The following is a 22,297-nucleotide window of genomic DNA, read 5'->3' as shown; positions in this document are numbered from 1 at the left end:
ATCTTTCTGCCCCCGGTCTTTTAAGATAGTTCCATTCTATCACAATCCCCGCCTCTTGTGTAGACGCTATCTAAATCATATGTACCAAATTTCCTAATTTTATCGCGGCTAATACGGGCCTTGTACTCTCCTGCCCGATATCCACTAACCGAACAGGTATCTCCCACTTTTGCGCCATTTGTATAAAGACCAAAATAGCCTTGAGATGCCGTTCCTGTCGGAAGGGTAATCTCCTGCTGCTTTGGAGGAAGAACCCGCGCTCCATTGGGACGGATAGCGCAGTTTACTGCCATCAGCAAAAATTGTCTTATGCGGAAGAACAATTTTGATCCTTGTAGCCTTGCCGCCATATCTACCATCATACAGGCAATGTGCCGCTGTTCCCATCGCATGATCTCCATAGAGGAAACCTGTGCCCTGCCTTGTTTTTCCATCCGGATAGTCGATAAATAGCTTCGCATCAGCTTTGTATCCTCTTCCATCTGCCGATATGGCTTTCCAAGATTCATCATCGCCAAAAATCGTGCAAGGACGCACTGACGGGTTCGGGTCATAAGGTTCTGTTTTATCTTGAGAGTCGCCTACGGCAGAGGCCGACAAGCCCATAGTCAGCAACAAAAAAACAATCAGAAATGTACTTACGCACTTTTTTAACATATAATTCCATTTTCCTTCACTGTTTCTTTGCCGTGATACCCCCTGCGCGCAGATCTGTTTATCACAATTTCATCATATCACATATGGATAATATTGTAAATCTTGTTATTTTAAAAAATATATTTGATATTTAAAAAATAATTATAAAATAATCTGTATAAATCAATGCATTGGGACCATACTAACAACGGTTTTTACTCCGAAAAGCGTTTGCACGGGGATAAAAACCCAAGCCGGACGGCAATCGCTGTCCGGCTTTCGTTTTTTCTGTATCAAAGGGAGAGCTGTTCGCCGGTATCCTCCGGCCGGGGCAGCATCCCTGCCGAAGGCAGTGTCTTGGTACGGTACCGGTGGTCGTTCGCGAGCGACCCCTCCACAAACGGCTCGGCCGATGCCAGCGTCTGGTTCTTCTTCTGGGTCATGACCGCGATCCCCTGTGTCCCGCGGGTCGATTTCGGGGCGATTGCGCCGGTGTGGACAATCAGCATCCGGCCATTCGTTGAGGTCAGCAGGAATTCGCAGTCCTCCCCAATCTGACGCGCCGCGACCAGCGGGGAAGCCGCATTATAAGCGCCAAGCAGCTTTTTGCGGTTGGTTTTGGTCTGATACCCGGAAAGCTCCACCTTCGCGACCTTTCCGTTCTCGAAGAAGAAGAGCATATAACCGGCAAAATCCGAAGTCGCCGCCAGATAGACCGCGTTTTCGCCTTCCTCCATCCCGAGCCGGGCGGGGATATAATCCCCCATCACGCTCGCCTTGGTGTCGTCAAAGTCGGATGCTTTCGCCTTGTAGACCTGCGCCCGATCGGTAAAGAAGAGAAGTTCCATATTGTTGCTGCCCTCAAGCGCCTGTACGACCGAATCCCCCTCTTTGAGCTTGTGTTCACTGCTCATCCGGAGCGACTGCGGCGTAATCTTTTTGAAATATCCTTCGCGGGTAAAGAACAGATGGACCGGATAATCAGGCATCTCGGCGGCAACCGGCTGCTCGTCCTCCTCTGTGGGATAATAGAGCAGCGAACGGCGGGGTTTCCCGTACTTTTTGCTGACCTCCTTCAGATCAGAAATAATCAGTGCACGAACCTTTTTCCGATCCCCAAGGATCTCCTGCATCTCCGCGATCTCTTTTTCGAGCTGCCCGGTTTCCTCGATCCGCTTGAGAATATACTCCCGGTTCAGATGCCGCAGACGAATTTCCGCGACATATTCCGCCTGCACCTCGTCGATGCCAAATCCGATCATCAGATTGGGGACAACCTCTTTCTCCTCCTCGGTTTCCCGGACGATCTTCACCGCCTTGTCAATATCGAGCAGGATTTTCCCCAGGCCGCGCAGCAGATGCAGTTTATCCTGCTTGCGCTTCAGCTCGAAATGGATCTTGCGCCGGACACATTCTTCACGGAACGCCGCCCATTCGTTGATGAGCGTTTTAACCCCGCAGACCCGCGGCATACCGCCGATCAGCACATTAAAGTTGCAGGAAAAACTATCCTCAAGCGGGGTCATCCGGAACAGCCGACGCATCAGCGCATCAGGGTCTGTGCCGCGCTTGAGGTCGAGGGTCAATTTTAAACCGCTCAGATCGGTCTCATCGCGCATATCAGCGATCTCCCGGATTTTCCCGGCCTTGACCAGATCAACCACCTTGTCCATGATCGCCTCGACTGTGGTGGTTGGCGGGATTTCGGTGATATCAATGCAGTTGTTCGCCTTGTCGTAGGTATAGCGCGCCCGCACCCGGATGCCGCCCCGCCCTGTTTCGTAAACCTGACGCAGTTCCCGTTCGTTGTAAACGATATAGCCGCCTCCTGGGAAGTCGGGGGCTTTGAGGGTCTCAGTCAGGTCGTGATCGGGGTTGCGCAGGACAGCGATCGTGGTTTCGCAGACCTCCGAAAGGTTAAACGGGCAGATCGACGAAGCCATCCCAACTGCGATGCCCACATTGGCATTCACCAGAACCGACGGAAAGGTGACCGGAAGCAGAGTTGGCTCCTTCATGGTACTGTCGTAGTTATCCACAAAATCCACCGTGTCGCGGTCGATATCCCCAAACAGTTCATTGCAGATCGGGTCGAGCTTGACCTCGGTATACCGGGACGCAGCATAGGCCATATCCCGGCTGTATGCCTTGCCGAAGTTGCCCTTGCTATCCACATATGGATGGAGCAGCGCCTCGCACCCGCGTGCAAGACGCACCATTGTTTCATAGATCGCGCTGTCGCCATGTGGGTTGAGACGCATTGTCTGGCCCACCACGTTGGCCGACTTGGTGCGTGCCCCGGTCAACAGCCCCATTTTATACATCGTATAAAGCAGTTTCCGGTGCGACGGCTTAAACCCGTCGATCTCGGGGATCGCGCGGCTGACGATTACACTCATCGCGTATGGCATATAGTTTTTTTCGAGGGTTTCCACAATCGGCTGTTCGAACATGATGCCCGCATTTTCGATCACAGCCGAGGGATTGACCTGTCTTTTCGGTTCCTTTTTCGGTCGTTTGGCGGCCATTGGTTCACCTCATCCTGTATGTTTGTTTCACAACCAAAAGTTTTACTCGATTTTTTTCAAAAAATCGCGGTTTCCAAAGGCAGGGCCTTTGGCCGCGCTCCGCAGAGCGCGGAACGCCTTCTCCTGAGAAGCGCATTTGGGGGTGAATTGCCGCCGTCGGCGGCAAGAGGGGGCTTTTTGCAAGAGAAAAAGCCCCTTTCCCATCCATGCTGTCACGAGATGTCCGCCAGATCGAGATACTGATGCCCGTTTTCCGCAATAAACTCCTTGCGTCCGGCGAGGTTGTCACCAAGCAGCAGATCAAACATCCGGCTGGTTGCCTCCGCCTGCGAGGGATTCACCTTAATCAACCGGCGGGTCTCGGGATTCATGGTGGTCAGCCACATCATATCCGGCTCGTTTTCGCCCAGCCCTTTGGAGCGCTGGATGTTATATTTTCCACTGATCTTGGAAAGTGCGTCCGCCTTTTCCGCTTCGGTATAGGCGAAGTAAACTTTATCCTTACTGGTGATCTCATAAAGCGGCGATTCGGCAATATAGACATACCCCCGCTCAATCAAGGTCGGGGCGAGGCGGTAGAGCATGGTCAAAATCAGGGTGCGGATCTGGAACCCGTCCACATCGGCATCGGTACAAATTACGATCTTATTCCACCGCAGCCCGGAAAGATCGAAGGAAGAGAGGTCCCGGTTGGCCTTGGAGGTGACCTCCACCCCGCATCCGAGCACCTTAAAAATATCGGTGATGATGTCGTTTTTGAAGATTTTGTCATACTCCGCTTTCAAACAGTTGAGAATCTTACCGCGTACCGGGATAATCGCCTGAAACTCGGAGTCCCGGCCCATCTTGCAGGAGCCGAGCGCCGAATCCCCCTCCACGATATAAATTTCGCGGCGGTTCACGTCTCTGGTGCGGCAGTCAACGAACTTCTGTACCCGGTTGGACATGTCAATGCTGCCCGCCAGTTTCTTTTTGAGGTTGAGCCGTGTTTTTTCTGCGTTCTCACGGCTGCGCTTGTTGATCAGCACCTGCTCGGCGATCCGAGCCGCATCATCCGGGTTTTCGAGGAAATAGACCTCGATCTGATGCCGCAGAAACTCATTCATCGCCTCATAGATAAACTTGTTGGTGATCGCCTTTTTGGTCTGGTTTTCATACGAAGTCTGGGTGGAAAAGCTGCTCGAAACCAGTACCAGACAATCCTCCACATCCGCAAAGGTGATCTTGCTTTCCCCTTTGTTGTACTTCCCGGCGTTTTTGATGTAGTTGTCGATCATATAGACAAACGCCAGCTTGACCGCGCGCTCGGGGGAACCGCCATGCTCCAGAAAGCTGGAATTGTGGTAATACTCAGCCTTCTTCACCCGGTTGGAAAAACAACAGGCCACATTCAGCTTGACCTTGTATTCCGGCTTGTCCTCCCGGTCGCGGCCTCTGCGCTCGGCCTTCCAAAACTGCATCGAGGTCAGCGCGCCTTCCCCCGCAAGTTCGCCCGCATAATCGACAATCCCGTTTTCATAGAGAAACTCCTGCTCGTCAAACCCCGAATCGGTCTGGCTGCGCAACAGGAAACGGGTCCCGTCGTTGACGACCGCCTGCCGTTTGATGACATCCTGAAAATATTCGAGCGGGATGTCAATATCGGTGAACACCTGTAAATCCGGCTTCCAGCGGATTCTGGTGCCGGTCTGCCGGCGGCGGGTCTCCTCCTTCTGGAGTCCTCCGATGTTTTCACCCCGCTCAAAATGCAGGGTATATTTCATCCCATCGCGATAGATTTCCGCATCCATATACTCGGACGCATACTGGGTTGCGCACAGCCCCAGACCATTCAATCCGAGCGAATATTCGTAGCTTTCCCCCTCGTTGGTCTGGTACTTGCCGCCCGCGTAAAGTTCGCAAAATGCCAGCTCCCAGTTATACCGTTCCTCCCGGGGGTTGTAATCGACCGGAAGCCCCCGTCCGAAATCCTCGATCTCGATCGAATGGTCGAGATAGCGGGTGATGATGATCCGGTCTCCGTGTCCTTCGCGCGCCTCGTCGATCGAATTGGAAAGAATCTCAAACATCGCGTGCTCACAGCCGTCCAGACCGTCCGATCCGAAGATCACCCCTGGACGCTTGCGAACCCGGTCGGCCCCTTTCAGCGAGGAAATACTCTCATTTCCATAATCATTTGTGGCTTTTTTTGGCATTGTATGGCCTCCGTAATAAACAGCTTGTTTTTCATCATTTCACAGGGGCTTTTTCACTCGCAAAAAATGCCCTGTTCAGCCTGTAGATTCTCCCGACAGGCTGCGGGACGGGAAACCCGAATCTGCGCGCTGGGAACCGTAGCGTTATAGCGAATGCACTCCGCAAGATTCGCTGCAACCCACAGTGCAGCGGCAGCAAAAAACGAGTAAAACTTTCAAAAGAGAATCGGACCGCCTCTGCAAGCGAAAACGCCCGCCCAGCTCTGCACAGCAACAGCCGGGCGGACAAGGTTATCTCTTTTTGAAGAAATCTCTCAGGCGGTCCAGCACAAACCGCTCTCTGGCCTGTTGTTGTGTGGGCGTCCTCTTTTTGAGCGCTTTTGTGGCTGCTGCGTGTTTAGACTTGGGTGCGGATGGCTTCTGCGAACTTTTTGGCGGATTTGCCGCATGTTCCGCGCGCATATACGCCGCTTTGTACAGGTCGATCTGGCTATCTATCGGGGGCTTGTCGTTTTTGACCAGCTGATACTCCCCATTTTCCAAGAGCCGCTTCCCCTTAACGTTGTCTGAAAATTCCAGATTCAGCATTGCCATAATCCGCTGTTTCAGTTGTTCGTTGTAGATCGGCGCAGCGACCTCGACCCGGCGTTCCATGTTCCGGGTCATGAAGTCAGCGGACGAGATGTACATATGGCTGCGCTCGGGCGGGCCGAACACATAAACCCGGCTATGCTCCAGAAACCGTCCTACAATGCTGACAACCTCGATGTTATCGGTATAACCGGGCACTCCCGCGCGCAGGCAGCAGATGCCGCGAACCACCATCCGGATTTTGACCCCGGCTTTTGACGCCTCGATCAGCGCATCAATCAGGTCCTTATCGGTCACCGAATTCACCTTGACGAGGATTTCAGCCGGCTGTCCCTCCCGCGCATACCGGATCTCCTGTTCGATATACCGCAGCACTGCCGGTTTCATGGTGAGCGGCGAGGCGAGCAGATGGGTGGTCGTTTCGGCGGGATGGTCGGTCAGGATGCCGTTGAAAATCCGCAGTCCATCCTCTCCGAACTCCCGGTCAGCGGTAATCAAACAGAGGTCTGTATATTGCCGCGCGGTCGATTCGTTGTAGTTGCCGGTTCCGATCTGGGTGATAAACTGCACCTTATCGCCCTGCTTGCGGGTGATGACCAGCAGTTTGGAATGCACCTTATACTCTCCAAGCCCATAGGTCAGATTGACCCCCGCTTCCTCCAGCCGCCTGGACCAGATGATATTATTTTCCTCATCGAACCGGGCGCGCAGTTCAACGACGACATGGACCTCCTTGCCGTTTTCAGCGGCCTTGATGAGTGCCGCCACCACCTGGCTCTGACGCGCAACCCGATAGAGGGTCATCTTGATGCTCAGGACACTTTCGTCCGAAGCCGCCTCGAGAAGCAGGTCAATAAACGGCTTCATCGTTTCGAAGGGATAGGACAGCAGCACATCATGATCCTCGATCTGCGGCATGATCGGCTTGCCATGCTCGAGCATGACGCTCTTCTGGGGAGTGAGCGTCGGGTAGAACAGCTCCTTTTCCCCACGGCGCTCATACCGGGCACAGAGCGAAAAACCAAATGACATATCGAGCGGGGTACGCATCTGGAAAACCCGATCATGGCTCAACTCGAGCTTTTTGCAGAGCTGGTCCAGGATGGCGTGGTTGGCGCCGCCCTGAATCTGGAGCCGGACCGGCATCAGCTTGCGGCGGTTTTTGACCATCTGCTCCATGACGCTCCGATAGTCGATGTCGTGGTCGTACATCGCCTCATCCACATTGATGTCCGCATTGCGGGTGACCCGCAGGATCGTCTTGGCTGTGACGACATAGCTTTCAAATACCTTGTCGCAATATTTGAGCACCAAATCTTCAATCAGAACGAATTTGTCCTTGGCAAACGGGAGGAACACCATCCGGTCGAAGCCGGTCGAAACCGGGATCATTGCCAGCTTGACAAATTCCCCTTTGGTTTGGAGCTGGGCGCAGATGTAAATTTCCTTGTTGCGCAAAAACGGGAACGGATGATGCTTGTCGATGATCTGCGGAGAGAGCATGGGCATCAGCTCATGGGTAAAATATCGTTCAAGATACTCGGCCTTTTCCCCGTCGAGCGTTTCGGGGTCGAGCTGCTCGATCCCGTGTTCCTGTGTGAGATCCCGCATCAGCAGCTGGTAGACCTCGTCTTTCTGGGCGGCTAGCGAGCGGGTCTGCGCGAAGATCGCCTGAAGCTGTTCGGCAGGGCTCATCCCCAGCTTATTGTCGGTCTCATCCGGCTCGAGCAGCGCGGCATCGGTCAGCGTGCCGACCCGGATCATATAAAATTCGTCCAGATTGCTCCCGAAAATCGAGATGAATTTCAGCCGTTCGAGCAGTGGGATTGCGTTGTCCCGCGCCTGCTCGAGTACCCGCTGGTTGAATTTCAGCCAGCTCAATTCCCGATTGTGATAGAGCAGCGGCAGATTTCCCTGATTGTCCATTGTGAAGTTCCCCTTTATTCGTTGCTGTCCAAACTGCAAAAAAGGGCATCGCCTCCCGACAATACCCTCTTTTCTGTTTTAGTTGCGCTTGTTGTTGAAGATCGACAGGATGTCAAAGAAGTTGTCGTCGTCCTCATTGGAGGATACCACAGGCGGTGTTTCCTCCTGTTGCTGCTTCTCCGGAACCGCTGCCGGCTTTTTCCCGAACCCATAGGACGGCAGCGCAAAGTTTTTGTCGTTGTCGAAGCCGGTCGCGATCACAGTGACACGGATCTCGTCGTTGAGGGTTTCGTCGAAGGTGGCGCCCCAGATCAGGTTGACATCCGGATGCGCCGACTCATGGATCATCGAAGAGGCGGTATCGATGTCATCCAGATCAATGTCAGGTGATGCAGTGATATTGACGATCACGCCCTTGGCGCCGTTGATCGAGGTTTCGAGAAGCGGAGAGGCGATTGCCGCTTCTGCCGCCAGACGCGCCTTGTCCTTGCCGGACGCCGCACCAACACCCATATGCGCATAGCCCGCGTCCTTCATGATCGCAGTGACATCAGCGAAGTCGAGGTTGACCACACCGGGGATATTCACCAGATCGGAAATGCTCTGTACGCCCTGTTTGAGCACATTGTCCGCCGCAGAGAAGGCATTCTGGAGGGTGATCTTCTCGTCCGAGATCAGCTTGAGCCGTTCGTTCGGGATGACCAGCAGCGCATCGACATGTTCACGCAGCGCGGTAACACCCATCTCCGCCTGCTCCATCCGCCGGCGCCCTTCAAAGTTGAACGGCTTGGTGACAATGCCAACTGTAAGTACACCCATCTCGTGCGCAATCTCCGCCACAACCGGGGCGCCGCCGGTACCGGTGCCGCCGCCCATGCCCGCTGTGATAAATACCATATCGGTGCCCTTGAGCGCGGCTGCGATCTCGTCCCGGCTCTCCTCCGCCGCGCGCTGGCCCTTTTCAGGATTGCCGCCCGCGCCTTTGCCGCGGGTGAGTTTATCACCAATATGCAGTTTATAGGTGGCCTGCGACCGAAGCAGCGCCTGATTATCTGTATTGATCGAGATGAATTCCACACTCTTCATCCCCGACTGGACCATCCGGTCGACCGCATTGCCGCCACCGCCGCCCACGCCAACTACCTTGATTGATACGACATTCTCCGATTCACTTGCCATATCGAAGTTCATTATCATCGCTGTTCCCCCTGTATCCGTTCCATACCTTATTTTGGCGGCATGGCTGTTTTTATGTCTAAAAAGGCGCTTCTACCCCGTCTTAGTCTACTATCGTCCCCATTTTAACAGATTTCCGCCGGTAACGCAATAGCTTTCCGGGCCAGTTTCTCAAATTGTGACAAATTCCCAGCTTTCAGCCCTTTCCGGCACTCACCCAACCGGGACTGTGGCCAGCTCGTCCCGCGAGGAGGAGGACGCCTGTTCCGGCGGCCCCGATGCCGCGGACGAGGAAGATGCCGCTGCCTTTGCTGCGGCGCTGTTGGCGGCCGCAAGCGCGTCCGGGTCGAGCGCAAGCTCAGGATTGCTGCTGTCCTGGAACCAGATGGTGGTTTCCGGCTCCTCTTCCTCCTGCGCCTCTTCGATAAACTTGCGGCGGGCGTCGATCTCGCTTTGGATATCGCCGGGACGGCTCCAGATTTCCGCCGGGGTCGAGCTGCCGACCATCGTGACATCAAGGGTACCCTCAAAGTCATCCGCAAGATTTTCCAGAGCGACCTTCTCGACCGCCTGCAGCTTCAGCGCGAGGTGCGCCTCGCTCCCCAGCTCAACCATGATCCGCCCATCATAGACGATCATCATGTTGAGCGGGTCGGAAAAGTCGATCAGGGTGATGTTTTCAAAACCGGTCTCTTCCACCGCGTCGACCAGATAGGTCAGCATCTTGAAGCCGTCCTCCTCCGCTTCCGCCGCCTCCTGACGCCGGATCCGGTCCCGCTCCTTGTTGCTGATCTTCTGGCGTTTCGCCTCTTCCTCGCGTTCGGCGGCCTCCGCCTGGTCGAACGCATTGGTCTGCTGGACCTCTTCGGGATAGATGATCTCCCCGCGCTCAACTACGGTGCCCAGCCTGCGTCCAACCGCCGGCGAACTGATATACATGCCGGTCACAACGGTCATCGCTTCGGGCAGCGAAACTGCATTCGCCTCGAGAATCCGCCCGCTCCGGCCGATGATCAGGTATCCCACCGAGGTATCCACCGCGCCGAGCGGGGTTGCCTGGGTGATCTCCAGCACCAGCTTTGCCGGGAACACCCGCTTGAAATGCACCTCTTCAACGTAGGGGAACTTTTCAATCAGGCGCTCTTCCACCTTTTTTACGCTGACCCGGAACAGATTGTCCCCGATCTGGACCCCGCTGCTTTCGATCAGCTCTTCATCGGCATACATCGCGTTCCCGGAGACCTCGACCGCTTCGATCTTGAAAAACACGGTGAGCGAGAGCACCGAAAAGATCGACAGCGCAACAAGCATCAGCAATATGTAGTTGAGGGTCTGCCGGCCTGTGCGCCTGCGCCTGCGCCGGCGCCCGGAAGCTGCCGCCTTCGCCCGACTGGGGGAGGAACGGCGCACCGGTCCGAACGATAGGATTTTCTGCTTCATGGCTGCCTCCGGCGATTCCCGCTTCAAAAGGACGGGAACTGTTGCTGATAAAGATGATCCGGCCGAACCATTTCAGGACAACGGATCATCCTGGTAAATGGCGGACAAACGTCAGCAGGCATGTAAAACATGCCTGTCGGCCATGAAATCCGAATCAAAGCCGCTTTTCGCCGCTCCCTGCGGCCATTCTGCCGCAGGCTTCCAAAGAATCCCCATAAAACTTTGAAAGTAATTCGATTATAACGGAATCCGGGTGAGAAAAACCGGCGTTTCTGTCGAACTTCGCGCCTAATTTTAAAAAATATCTTCCAGCCCTCAAAGCAGACTGAATCGGCGGCTTTTATGAAAACTGGTTTCAAAACCAAAACGGTTTTGAAACCCGCAGCACTGCTGCGGGTAAGTATGGCTTCCAGGTAACCCCGCTGTCTGTAACGTGTCTAAAAGCCTATTCCATCTCTTTTTGCGAGGGATTTTTACCACCCGAAAAAGCAAAATCCCAAAAAGCGCTTCGTATGGAGAAAGCGTTCTTCCAAAACTCGGAGGGAATTGTATAAAACATCCCATCCAAAAACCGATAAATAGGGACACCCAAACCATCGAAACCATGCGTTTGGTCAAAAACGACCGTTTGCGCGGCGGAGATATGCCCGGAACCCATCAAAATCTTCCCACACTTTCCCTGCCGCCGCCCGCTTTCCAAAAACATCCAGCAGAGGGAGCCTCCTTGTTTGCGCCAGTTTTCTGTTCTATTATAACACGCAGGAGCAGGCGGCGCAATCCGCTCGAAAAAAATTCAAAATTTCAGGCATTGAATTTGGTTATGCCTCCCGCCGCACCTGTGCCCCGATCGACGCAAGGTTCTCTTCAAACCGTTCGTAACCCCGGTCAATATGCCCGATCTCGAGCAGTTCACTTTCCCCCTGTGCCGCCAATGCCGCCACTGCGATTGCCGCCCCGCCGCGCAGGTCGGTGCAGTGTACCGACGCACTGTGCAGCTCCCGTACCCCGTGTACCAACGCGATCCGCCCTTCTACCTTGATATCCGCGCCCATCCGCGCAAGCTCGGGAACCTGCTTATAACGGGACTCAAAGATGTTTTCGACAAACATGCTGCTCCCGTCCGCAAGGCAGGCGGCCGCCATCAGCGGGGACTGCGCATCGGTGGGGAAGCCCGGATAGGGCATGGTCCGCACACAACGGAGCGGACGCAACCTCTGGGGAGCTTCGAGCCGGATGGTCTCGGCTGTTGTCTCAATGCGGCAGCCCATCTCTTCAAAGCAGGGCAGAACCGCCGAGAGATGTTCGGTGCAGACCCCGGTCAGCAGCAGCTCGCCGCCGGTGATTGCCGCACAGCTCAGGTAGGTTGCCGCAGCGATCCGGTCGGAGATCACCCGGTGTTCACAGGGCGACAGGCTGCGGACCCCCTCGATCCGCACATCCCCGTTCTGCGCAATCCGCACCCGTCCGCCGCACGCATTGAGAAAATCAGCAAGATCGGAGATCTCCGGTTCACGCGCCGCATTCCGAATGACCGTCTCCCCTTCGGCCAGCGCAGCCGCGATCATAACGTTTTCGGTCGCGCCGACACTCGGGAACGGCAGCGTCACGATCCCGCCATGCAGCCGGTCCCGAACCCGGCAGTCGAGATAGCCGTGATCCTCCCCAATCTCGACCCCAAGCCGTTCAAGTGCGGCGAGATGCAGGTCGATCGGGCGCGGCCCAAGCTCGCATCCGCCCGGCAGAGAGATCCTCGCCCACCCGCATTTTGCGATGATCGCCCCCAGAAAGACGATTGACGAACGCATCCGGCGCATCAGCTCATCCGGGATACAGCAGCAACAGTCCCCGCCGCCAGACACCACCACCGATTCCCCCTCACGATGGGCGCTGGCCCCAAGCTGGGCGAGGATATTGCAGGCGGCTTCCACATCGGTCAAACGCGGGCAGTTATGTAATACGCATTCACCCGGCAGCAGTGATGCCGCAAGGATCGGCAGGGCGGCATTTTTCGCGCCGTGGACCCGCAGCGTCCCGGACAGCCGGCTGCCGCCGCAGATTTTCAGTTTTTCCATCTTCACGCACCCTTTCATCTGCGGATACGCCCCCCCTCGTTCCAGGGGCTGTTTCCATCGTTCAAACAGAGCTTCAATCCTGCCTGATTCTGAACCATCCTATGCTGTGCACAAAATTCTGGTTCCGGGAACGCTTTCGGGCTTCACCGCATAAAATTTCAGAAAGGGGTTGACAATCCCGGCCGTTTGTGCTTAAATAGGGGACATAAACCAGTGACGGAGAGATAAAACCGTAAGCGCACGCACAGAGAGCTTGGGAAGCTGAGAACCAGGCCGGAACGCGGGACGGGCAAATGGACTCCTGAGGGCGCGGTGAAAGGCGAATCTGCTGAGTATCCTGCGACGCGTGCCGGCGTTATCGGGCAAAGGGTGTGTTGGCACTCTGATGAGGTGGGCGTTTTTACGTCAATCAAGGTGGTACCGCAGGTTTTACACCTGTCCTTGTTGGAAGGGCAGGTGTTTTTGTTTGTTCTCCGGAAACTGCAAAGCCTGCTGTACCTCCACCAACATATAAATCATTTTATATGTAAAGGAGCACTGAACCATGAAAAAGTTTTTTGCAGCAGCAATCGCAGTCCTGATGACCGCTTCCCTCGCCGCCTGCGGCAGCACTCCCTCTTCTTCCGCGGCGGAAAACCCCGCCCCCGCTTCCTCGGCAGCATCCACAGAATCCGCACCCTCTGATGCAGGCTCGGGCAACACCTACCGGATCGGCCTGGCACAGATCATGGAACATACTTCGCTGAACCAGATTCGGGATTCGTTCACCGCTGAAATGGAAGCGCTCGGTTACGGGCCGGACAAGGTGGAAATCGACTACCAGAACGCACAGAGCGACCAGTCCAATCTGAATTCGATCTGCCAAAAATTTGCGGGCGACGGCAAAGACCTGATCGTCGCGATCGCCACCCCGACCGCGATCTCTGCGGCGGCAGCAGCCCCCGACATTCCACTGGTCTTTTCGGCGGTAACCGACCCGGTCGCGGCCAAACTGGTCGAGAACCCTGACGCCCCCGAAGGCAACATCACCGGTACCTCGGATGCGATCCCGGTCGACCAGGTGTTCGAGCTGATGAACCAGCTTACCCCCGGCGTCGAGACGGTCGGCCTGGTCTACAACCTGGGCGAGGTCAACTCGGTCGCAGTAATCGAGCAGGCCAAAACCTATCTTGACAGCAAGGGGATCGGATATGTGGAAGCCACTGTGACCAATACGAGCGAGGTACAGCAGGCGGCACAATCCCTGGTGGGCAAATGCCAAGCATTCTATACCCCGATCGACAACACCGTCGCAACCGCAATGCCGGTTTACGCGGAGGTGGCGAAACAGGCGGGCCTCCCGATCTATACCGGCGCAGACTCGATGGTCATTGACGGCGGCTTCGCAACGGTCGGCATTGATTACACCCTGCTCGGCAAACAGACCGCCGCAATGGTGGTGAAGGTGCTCGAAGGCACCCCGATCAGCGAGATTCCGGTTGAGACACTGAGCAACTTTGCCACCGTTGTCAACACCACCACCGCCGAAGCGATCGGCGTAACCCTCCCCGGGGACCTCCTCTCCTCCGCAATCGTCGTGGAATAACCATCTGCTGATTTTTTGAGAAAAGAGTGATCTTATGTCCTTATTCGCCTTGCAGGGCGCGGTCGAGCTGGGCCTGATCTATGCGCTGATGTCGCTGGGGCTGTTCGTCTCCTATCGGATTCTGGATATTCCCGACCTCACGGTCGACAGCAGCTTCACGCTGGGTGCGGCAGTCGCTGCCATGCTCACGGTGGCTGGCCACCCCTATCTCGGGCTGGGGCTGGCGGTCGCGGCGGGCACGCTGGCGGGCTGTCTGACCGCTTTCCTACAGACCAAACTGCAAATCCAGCCGATTCTGGCAGGCATCCTCTCGATGACCGCGCTCTATTCGATCAATCTGCATGTGATGGATGGCAAGGCACAGGTTTCGATGCTCAAAACCGCGAGTCTTTACACCCTTTCCAGCGGGAAGTTCTCGAAACTGCTCGTCTCGGGCGCAATCCTGCTGGCAGTCTGCCTGATGCTGGGATTTTTCTTCCGCACCCAGCTCGGGCTTTGCATCCGGGCGACCGGCGACAATGAGGATATGGTCCGCTCCTCTTCGATCAACACCGAGCGGATGAAATTCATCGGGCTTGGGCTGGCAAATGCGCTGGTCGCGCTCTCGGGCGGGATGCTCGCGCAGTACCAGAACTTCGCCGATCTGAGCATGGGAATCGGCATGGTGGTCATCGGGCTGGCTTCCCTCATCATCGGCGAGGTGATCTTTGGCCGGCCGAACATCCCGCGCAACATCCTCGCGGTCGTTCTCGGGTCGATCATCTACCGCACGATCATTGCGTTTGTCATGGCGCGTGGGATGTCCCCCAACGACCTCAAGCTGATCTCCGCGGCAATCGTCGTGCTGGCAATCTCCTATCCGGCAATCCTTCAAAAGGTCCGGGTGCGCAAACTGATGAAGGAGGCGAAGCTTGATGCTTGATCTGAAAAACGTCAGCAAAACCTTTTTCCCGAACACCCCCAACGAACGTAAGGCGCTCGTTGACATCAACCTGCATCTCGCGCCGGGCGACTTTGTGACGATTATCGGCGGGAACGGTGCTGGCAAATCGACCCTGTTTAACTCGATTGCCGGATCGTTCCTGATCGACCGCGGCAATATCCTGCTTGACGGCAAAAACATCACCTTCCTGCGCGATTACCAGCGCGCCCGGACGATCGGCCGGCTGTTTCAGGACCCGCTGAAAGGGACCGCCCCGAACATGACGATCGAGGAAAACCTGGCAATGGCCTACCTTCGCGGGATGCGCAAAGGCGTGCACTTCGGGATCAGCAAAAAGGATTCAGACTTCTTCCGGGAGCAGCTTTCCGAGCTGGGCCTGGGACTGGAAGACCGGCTGAAAACAAAAATGGGGCTGCTCTCGGGCGGACAGCGGCAGGCGGTAACCCTGATGATGGCAACGATCGTCACCCCAAAATTACTGCTGCTCGATGAGCACACCGCGGCGCTTGATCCCGCTACTGCGGAGAAGGTCGCCGAGCTGACCCAGAAGATCGTCGCACGCGGCAGCATCACCACTATGATGATTACCCACAATATGCAGCAGTCGCTCGATTGCGGCAACCGCACAATCATGATGGATAACGGCCGGATCATCCTCGACCTGCAAGGGGACGCACGCTCCAAACTGACCGTCCCGGATCTGCTGGAGCTGTTCAAGGACCGCAGCCATAAGGCGTTTGACAACGACCGTATGATGCTCTCGTAGGGCGGCATGTCCCCTGCCCCCGCTTCGCAAAGGAACGTTTTGCCTGCTTTTTAAGCAACCATCATAAAAAGTTTCGCCAGCCTTTTCAAAGGCTGCGGTTTCCAAAGGCAGCGCCTTTGGCCGCGCTCCGCAGAGCGCGGAACATCCTCTTGGGTGCCGGGCACCCGCCTGAGAAGCGCATTTTTGGGGGTGAATTGGCTCTGACTTGCAGTCAGAGCCAAGAGGGGGCTTTTTACAAGAGAAAAAGCCCCCTTCCCAAAAGATATACATAAACACCATGTGTTTCCACCAGCAAATCTATGCACTGCGGCCCGCCGGACAGCCTTCCGCTGTCCGGCGGCCTTTTTGCGATTCATAATGTTTTCGTTCCCCGCATAAGGTATACAAGCCTATTCAAAAGAAGGGGGACGAAAAAATGGGGCAGCAATCCGCAAGACTGACAGCCCACTCGATCGGGGGGCTGAGCAAATCCGAAGTGGAGCGCGCTCGGAGGGAGCATGGGGAAAACCAGTTTACCCGGAAACGCCGCAGAGGGTTCTGGCAGCAATTTCTCGAGAGCTTCGGAGACCCGATCATCAAAATCCTTCTGGCAGCGCTCGCGGTGAATCTGCTCTTCCTCCTGCGCAGCCAGAACTGGTTTGAAACTGTCGGTATCGCGCTGGCAATCTTCCTGGCAACCTTTGTCTCCACCCTGTCGGAATATGGGAGCGAGTCCGCCTTCCTGAAATTACAGGAGGATGCCGCTAAAATCCAGTGCCGGGTCAAGCGCCGGGAAGGGGTGCTCTCGGTTCTGATGTCCGAGATCGTAGTGGGCGACCTCGTGCTGTTGCAGGCAGGAGAACGGGTTCCGGCAGATGGTATTCTGATTTCGGGCGAGCTGCGGGTCGACCAGTCCGCGCTGAATGGGGAAAGCAAAGAGGCGGTAAAAATTCCGCTCCAAAACGGAGCGGACGACTGGGACCTTACCGTAAAAAACCAACTCTTCCGCGGGAGCGTGGTCACTTCGGGCGAGGGATTGATGGTGGTACGAAATGTCGGGGACCACACCTTCTACGGCGGGGTTGCTCAGGAACTACAGGAGGAAACACGGGAAAGTCCGCTCAAACTCCGTCTGGCAGGGCTGGCCCGGACGATCAGCGGACTGGGGTACAAAGCCGCTGGCCTGATCGCATTCGCCGACCTGTTCCACGCCATCGTGATCGACAACAGATACAGCATCCCGCTGATCCTCGCAGAACTGCACGACCTTGGCGGGATGCTCGCCAACTTCCTGCATGCGGGGATTCTGGCGATCACTGTCGTGGTGGTGGCGGTTCCCGAAGGACTCCCGATGATGATTACTGTCGTGCTCTCCTCCAACATGTTCCGGATGCTCCGGGACCATGTGATGGTGCGCAAACTGATCGGGATCGAGACCGCCGGGAGCCTCAATCTGCTGTTCACTGACAAGACCGGCACCCTCACCCGCGGTAATCTGAGCGTCTCCACCCTGATTTCCGGGGACGGAAAGCGATACAACAGCGTCCAGTCGCTCAAAGCGGCGCCCGGACTGTTTGAGCTGGTCTGCACCTCCGGGTTTGTCAACACAGCGAGCATCGTCTCACAGGGACGCGCCATCGGCGGCAATGCGACCGACCGCGCATTCCTGGATTACCTCCTGGCCGTCCAGCCGCAGCCCCCCTCCTGTTCCAAAGAACATGTTCTCCCGTTCGACAGCGCCCGGAAGTTCTCGTCAGTGCGCCTGGGCGGCGGACGGAATCTGACCCTGTTGAAGGGCGCACCCGAAAAACTGCTTCCGCACTGCAAGCGCTGCTACACCCCAGACGGCAAAATCCGCCCGCTCCCCAGCCTTGCAGCGCTCCAGCAGACGTGGAATCAGCTTGCAGGGGAGGCGATGCGGGTTCTGGTCCTCGCGGCATACGACGGCGCATGGAGCGAAGAGATTCCCCATGATCTGATCCTGATCGGGCTGGCTGGCATCCGGGACGAGCTGCGCCCCGAGGTGCGCAAAGCGGTCCGGGAGGTGGAAAGCGCGGGCATCCAGACGGTCATGATCACCGGCGACAACCGGGAAACCGCAGTTGCGATCGCGCGGGAAGCCGGTTTGCTTCGGTCGAACGAACCAGACGCAGTACTCACAAGTGCGGAACTCGCCGCGCTTGACGACAGCCGCCTCAAGGCAGTCCTGCCGCGCCTGCGGGTGGTCGCACGCGCACTGCCCACTGATAAGAGCCGGCTGGTGCGGATTGCGCAGGAACTGGGGCTGGTGGTCGGCATGACCGGAGACGGGATCAACGATGCGCCCGCCCTCAAAAAATCCGATGTCGGATTCGCGATGGGGAGCGGCGCAGAGGTCGCCAAAGAGGCCGGTGATATCGTCATCCTGGACAACAACTTCGCTTCGATCGCCAAAGCGGTGCTCTATGGCCGCACGATCTTCAAAAGCATCCGCAAGTTCATCGTCTTTCAGCTCACCATGAACCTCTGTGCGGTCGGGGTCTCGCTGATCGGGCCGTTCATCGGGATCGACACCCCGGTCACAGTGGTTCAGATGCTCTGGATCAATATTATCATGGATACGCTCGCCGGGCTGGCGTTCGCGGGGGAACCGCCGCTCGCCGAATACATGAAAGAGCCGCCCAAAAGCCGCAGCGAACCGATCATCAGCGCCGAGATGCAAAACCAGATCATTGTCACCGGGCTGTATACAGTCGCCCTCTGCGTATCGTTCCTGCGTCTGCCTTTCTTCCGCAGCCTGTTCCGACCGGGGGATGCCTATTTCATGACCGCCTTTTTTGCCCTTTTTGTTTTTTCAGGCATCCTCAACAGCTTCAATGCCCGCACCCATCGGATCAATCTGTTCGCCCATCTCGCAAAAAACCCGTCGTTTGCGGCTGTCATGCTGTTGGTCGCAGGGGTACAGCTTCTGCTCATCTACTACGGCGGAACCCTTTTCCGCACCGCTGGGCTTACCCTGCCCGAATTGAAAGCTGTCTGCCTGATCGCTTTTTCGGTGGTACCGGTCGATCTTGCGCGCAAGCTCTGTCTGCGGCTTCGCAGAAGATGACAAAAGCCTGTGCATGGGGTTCCCATGCACAGGCTTTTTTTCGTGAAGCGGATCAGACCAGCTCAATTGTATATTCGAACTGGTACTCCTGCTGGAGTGCTTTGACCTTCTCCTCGTTGTCCTCAATAAATGTCTCGGTATAGACCGATTTCCCCTGTTTTTTGTAATCGTTCAGGATTGCTTCGAGTTTGTTCCAGCATTCCTGCTGGCGTGCCTCGTCTTCCTCCTTGATGTCAATTACAAACTCTCGATGTTTCGGAATTCTCGCTTTCATCGTTTCACTTTCCTTTTCTCTCGGGCGGCAGCCGCCCGGGTAATGTCCTTATTTTATCGTCTGGAACGGTCCAGGTCAAGCTTTTTTTCACAGCCTGTTCTGCCTTTGGAGCAGACGTTCAGCGCTTCCCCTTCAGATATTCCGAAAGTGCCTGCGCCATCACACGCGCCTGCTGCTCGCTGAGCTGTTCCGGTTCAGGCGCCCCTGTCTGCGGCAGCGAAACCGGCTTCTGTGGTGCGGATGGCTTGCCGGCTGTCTGTTTTTTGCGGCGGAAAAGCCCCATTTCAGCACCTCCTTTTTGCAAAAATGGTCTGTGTCCCTGTGTGACTCCATGCCAATCTGGTGTATCTCCCTACCCTCATCAAGCGGCCGGATTCTTTTTTGATTATAGCACGCCTGCCCGCCGGTGACAAGAGAGACAGCGGAAATCCTCCTAGATGGCAGAACAGCCCGCCCCCTCCCATGCCATCAAAAATTTTGATAGCATGCCCCTTGATTTTTCAGGGCTAAAGAGCTAAAATAATGTCTAAATATTTCGTACGGAGGGGTCGAAAAATGGTAAAGGTCGGGTTTGATAAGGAAAAATATCTGAAGCTACAGTCGGAACACATCCTTGAGCGGATTCAAAAGTTCGGCAACAAGCTCTATCTGGAATTTGGCGGAAAATTATTCGATGATTTCCACGCCTCGCGGGTGCTGCCCGGGTTTGCCCCTGACAGCAAAATCAAAATGCTGCTCCAGCTCAAAGAGAGCGCAGAAATCGTAATCGTTATCAACGCCTCGGACATCGAAAAAAACAAGGTCCGCGGTGACCTCGGGATCACTTATGATGTCGATGTGCTCCGCCTCATCGACGCATTCCGCGCAATCGGTCTGTATGTCGGCAGCGTTGTCATCGCACAGTTCGCCGGACAGCCGACGGCAGATGCATTCCGAAGCCGGCTGGAAACCCTGGGGGTCCAGGTTTACCTCCACTACCCGATTGCCGGATACCCCTCCAACATCCCCCTGATTGTCAGCGACGACGGCTACGGCAAAAACCAATACATAGAGACCTCCCGTCCATTGGTTGTGGTCACCGCGCCCGGTCCGGGCAGCGGTAAGATGGCGGTCTGTCTCTCCCAGCTTTACCACGAACACAAGCGCGGGATCAAGGCCGGGTATGCCAAATTTGAAACCTTCCCCATCTGGAACCTGCCGCTCAAACACCCGGTCAACCTCGCCTATGAGGCGGCAACCGCTGATCTCAACGATGTGAACATGATCGACCCGTTCCATCTGGAATCCTATGGGGTCACCACCGTTAACTACAACCGCGATGTAGAGGTATTCCCGGTGCTGAATGCGATCTTCCATCAGATCGCCGGAGAAAGCCCCTATAAATCTCCTACCGATATGGGGGTGAACATGGCGGGCATGTGCATCACCGATGACGAAGCGGTCGTGCAGGCATCCCGACAGGAGATCATCCGCCGCTATTATCAGACGCTCGCTTCCCATCGGATGGGGATGGCAAGCGAGGAAAGCGTTTATAAACTCGATCTGCTGATGAAACAGGCGGAGGTCTCCACCAAGGACCGCCCGGTCGCACAGGCGGCTATCGACCGTTCGGCCGCAACTGGGATGCCCTCCACCGCGATCGAACTGCCCAACGGCAAAATTATCACCGGCAAGACCACCGATCTGCTCGGTGCTTCGTCGGCAGTCCTGCTCAATGCGCTCAAAGAACTGGGGGGGATCAGCCACAACATCCACCTGATTTCACCGATCATCATTGAGCCGATCCAGCATCTCAAGGTCGACCACCTGGGCAACCACAACCCCCGCCTGCACAGCGATGAAACGCTGATCGCGCTTTCAATCTCGGCAGCAACCAACCCCACCGCCGAACTGGCGATGCAGCAGCTCGATAAACTGCGTGGGTGTGAAGCGCACTCCTCTGTCATCCTCTCACAGGTGGATGTGGCTGTGTTTAAAAAGCTGGGGATGAACCTCACCTACGAGCCCCAATACCAGACCAAAAAACTCTATCATAAATAGGAAATCCGCGTTTCAGGGATTTCAAAAGAGCCGCCCAGATGCTGGGCGGCTCTCTGTGTTCTGGCTTTCTGGAGCTGTGTAAACGGAATCAGCCGAGCTTGAGCGCTTCCTTGACCTTTGCGATGATCAGTTCAGCGATATCACGGGAAGCATCGACGGTCTGCGCGCCGATGTGAGGAGAAACAATGAAGTTGTCGCACTCAAAAAGCGGGGAGTCGAAGCCTGCGCCTTCGGTGAGTCCGCCGCCAGCCAGCTCGTTCTCCATAACATCCGAAGCATAGCCGCCGATTTTGCCAGCCTTGAGCGCCTCATACATATCCTTCTCGTTGACGATTCCGCCGCGGCCCATATTGAGGACAACCGCATCGTTTTTCATCTCAGAAATCGACTTCGCATTGAACAGGTTTTTCGTCTCTGCGGTGAGGGGCACATGGATGGTCACATAATCCGAAACCTTGAGCAGTTCGTCCACGCCCATGCCGGTAGCGCCCTCTTTTTCGAAATCCTCGGGCTTGAGGAACGGATCGTAAGCAACAATGTTCATCTTGAATGCGCGTCCCAGCTCACCGACACGGCGTCCAATGCGCCCGAAGCCCAAGATACCGAGCGTTTTGCCGCGCAGCTCACGCCCAACAAATTTATATTTATCCCACGATTTGTTGACCTTGACATCATGGTTCGCCGGAATGGTGTGGCGGGACATCTCGAGCATCTTTGCGAGGGTCAGCTCAGCAACTGCGTTGGCGTTCATACCGGGCGCATTGAATACCTGAATGCCCTTTGCTTTGGCGGTCTCGGTATCGACATGGTTGAGGCCGACAGCGCAGACACCGATTACCTTGAGGTTTGCGGCAGCATCAAGGATGGTTTTGTCAATCTTGGGGTCGACACGCATAATCAGCACGTCATAATCCGGAATCAGCGACGCAAGTTCCTCCTGGGAAGGGAGCATTTTGGTATCTACCTGCATATACTTGCCAAGCTCTTCCGAAATCGAACTGTGGACCGCATCAATAATGAGACATTTCATGGGTAAAACATCCTTTCCAACTTTTTTG

16 protein-coding genes are annotated in these 22,297 nt (G+C 55.8%); 5 read left to right on the top strand and 11 right to left on the bottom strand.

All coding sequences use genetic code 11. The features are described from left to right. Positions 1-144 precede the first annotated feature (144 nt). The 8 genes from D5269_RS08785 to murA form a co-directional block, all read right to left on the bottom strand. A complete protein-coding gene (locus D5269_RS08785) occupies positions 145-657 on the bottom strand; it encodes a hypothetical protein (protein ID WP_161910289.1) in 513 nt (170 codons plus the stop codon). A 272-nt stretch (positions 658-929) separates the two neighbouring features. After that, positions 930-3,164: a DNA topoisomerase (ATP-hydrolyzing) subunit A gene (locus tag D5269_RS08780; RefSeq protein WP_120484808.1), complete on the bottom strand. Its 2,235-nt coding sequence runs from the start codon at positions 3,162-3,164 to the stop codon at positions 930-932. A gap of 212 nt (positions 3,165-3,376) precedes the next feature. Beyond that, positions 3,377-5,359, bottom strand: a complete 1,983-nt coding sequence (locus tag D5269_RS08775; protein ID WP_016315037.1) for a toprim domain-containing protein — start codon at positions 5,357-5,359, stop codon at positions 3,377-3,379. Between the two features lie 291 nt (positions 5,360-5,650). Further along, positions 5,651-7,876, bottom strand: coding sequence for a polyphosphate kinase 1 (gene ppk1 / locus D5269_RS08770; protein WP_016315036.1), 2,226 nt, complete (start codon positions 7,874-7,876; stop codon positions 5,651-5,653). Positions 7,877-7,954: 78 nt separating this feature from the next. Beyond that, positions 7,955-9,067 (bottom strand): cell division protein FtsZ, encoded by a 1,113-nt coding sequence (gene ftsZ / locus D5269_RS08765; RefSeq protein ID WP_031219420.1) that lies wholly within the window; start codon positions 9,065-9,067, stop codon positions 7,955-7,957. Between the two features lie 198 nt (positions 9,068-9,265). Beyond that, complete coding sequence (locus tag D5269_RS08760) at positions 9,266-10,492, bottom strand: FtsQ-type POTRA domain-containing protein (RefSeq protein ID WP_016315034.1); 1,227 nt, start codon at positions 10,490-10,492, stop codon at positions 9,266-9,268. 445 nt (positions 10,493-10,937) lie between these two features. Next, positions 10,938-11,198: a hypothetical protein gene (locus D5269_RS08755; RefSeq protein ID WP_120484806.1), complete on the bottom strand. Its 261-nt coding sequence runs from the start codon at positions 11,196-11,198 to the stop codon at positions 10,938-10,940. 112 nt (positions 11,199-11,310) lie between these two features. Continuing rightward, entirely contained in the window at positions 11,311-12,564 is a 1,254-nt protein-coding gene (gene murA, locus D5269_RS08750; RefSeq protein WP_120484812.1) for a UDP-N-acetylglucosamine 1-carboxyvinyltransferase, read from the bottom strand. Between the two features lie 544 nt (positions 12,565-13,108). Here murA and D5269_RS08745 point away from each other — a divergent pair. From D5269_RS08745 to D5269_RS08730, 4 genes are all read left to right on the top strand, one after another. Beyond that, positions 13,109-14,149: an ABC transporter substrate-binding protein gene (locus D5269_RS08745; RefSeq protein ID WP_120484805.1), complete on the top strand. Its 1,041-nt coding sequence runs from the start codon at positions 13,109-13,111 to the stop codon at positions 14,147-14,149. 34 nt (positions 14,150-14,183) lie between these two features. Continuing rightward, positions 14,184-15,071 (top strand): ABC transporter permease, encoded by an 888-nt coding sequence (locus D5269_RS08740; RefSeq protein ID WP_016315031.1) that lies wholly within the window; start codon positions 14,184-14,186, stop codon positions 15,069-15,071. Continuing rightward, on the top strand, positions 15,064-15,858 hold the full coding sequence (locus D5269_RS08735) for an ATP-binding cassette domain-containing protein (RefSeq protein ID WP_016315030.1): 795 nt from the start codon (positions 15,064-15,066) through the stop codon (positions 15,856-15,858). Before D5269_RS08740 ends, D5269_RS08735 begins: the two co-directional genes overlap by 8 nt. A gap of 415 nt (positions 15,859-16,273) precedes the next feature. Beyond that, positions 16,274-18,925, top strand: a complete 2,652-nt coding sequence (locus D5269_RS08730) for a calcium-translocating P-type ATPase, PMCA-type (protein WP_016315029.1) — start codon at positions 16,274-16,276, stop codon at positions 18,923-18,925. 52 nt (positions 18,926-18,977) lie between these two features. Here the strand turns inward: D5269_RS08730 and D5269_RS08725 are convergent, their stop codons facing one another. Then, complete coding sequence (locus D5269_RS08725) at positions 18,978-19,199, bottom strand: hypothetical protein (RefSeq protein WP_016315028.1); 222 nt, start codon at positions 19,197-19,199, stop codon at positions 18,978-18,980. A gap of 118 nt (positions 19,200-19,317) precedes the next feature. Beyond that, on the bottom strand, positions 19,318-19,482 hold the full coding sequence (locus D5269_RS08720; RefSeq protein ID WP_016315027.1) for a hypothetical protein: 165 nt from the start codon (positions 19,480-19,482) through the stop codon (positions 19,318-19,320). A 272-nt stretch (positions 19,483-19,754) separates the two neighbouring features. On the opposite strand from D5269_RS08720, the gene D5269_RS08715 reads away from it, so the two are divergent. After that, positions 19,755-21,239 carry a DUF1846 domain-containing protein gene (locus D5269_RS08715; RefSeq protein ID WP_120484803.1) on the top strand — a complete coding sequence of 495 codons (1,485 nt, stop codon included), beginning with the start codon at positions 19,755-19,757 and terminating at the stop codon, positions 21,237-21,239. Positions 21,240-21,327: 88 nt separating this feature from the next. Here the strand turns inward: D5269_RS08715 and D5269_RS08710 are convergent, their stop codons facing one another. After that, positions 21,328-22,269, bottom strand: coding sequence for a D-2-hydroxyacid dehydrogenase (locus D5269_RS08710; protein ID WP_016315025.1), 942 nt, complete (start codon positions 22,267-22,269; stop codon positions 21,328-21,330). Positions 22,270-22,297 lie beyond the last annotated feature (28 nt).

The sequence above is a fragment of the Anaerotruncus sp. 1XD42-93 genome (genome assembly GCF_009917605.1).
Taxonomy (GTDB): Bacteria; Bacillota; Clostridia; order Oscillospirales; family Ruminococcaceae; genus Anaerotruncus.
This window is presented reverse-complemented; position numbering and strand designations above follow the sequence as displayed.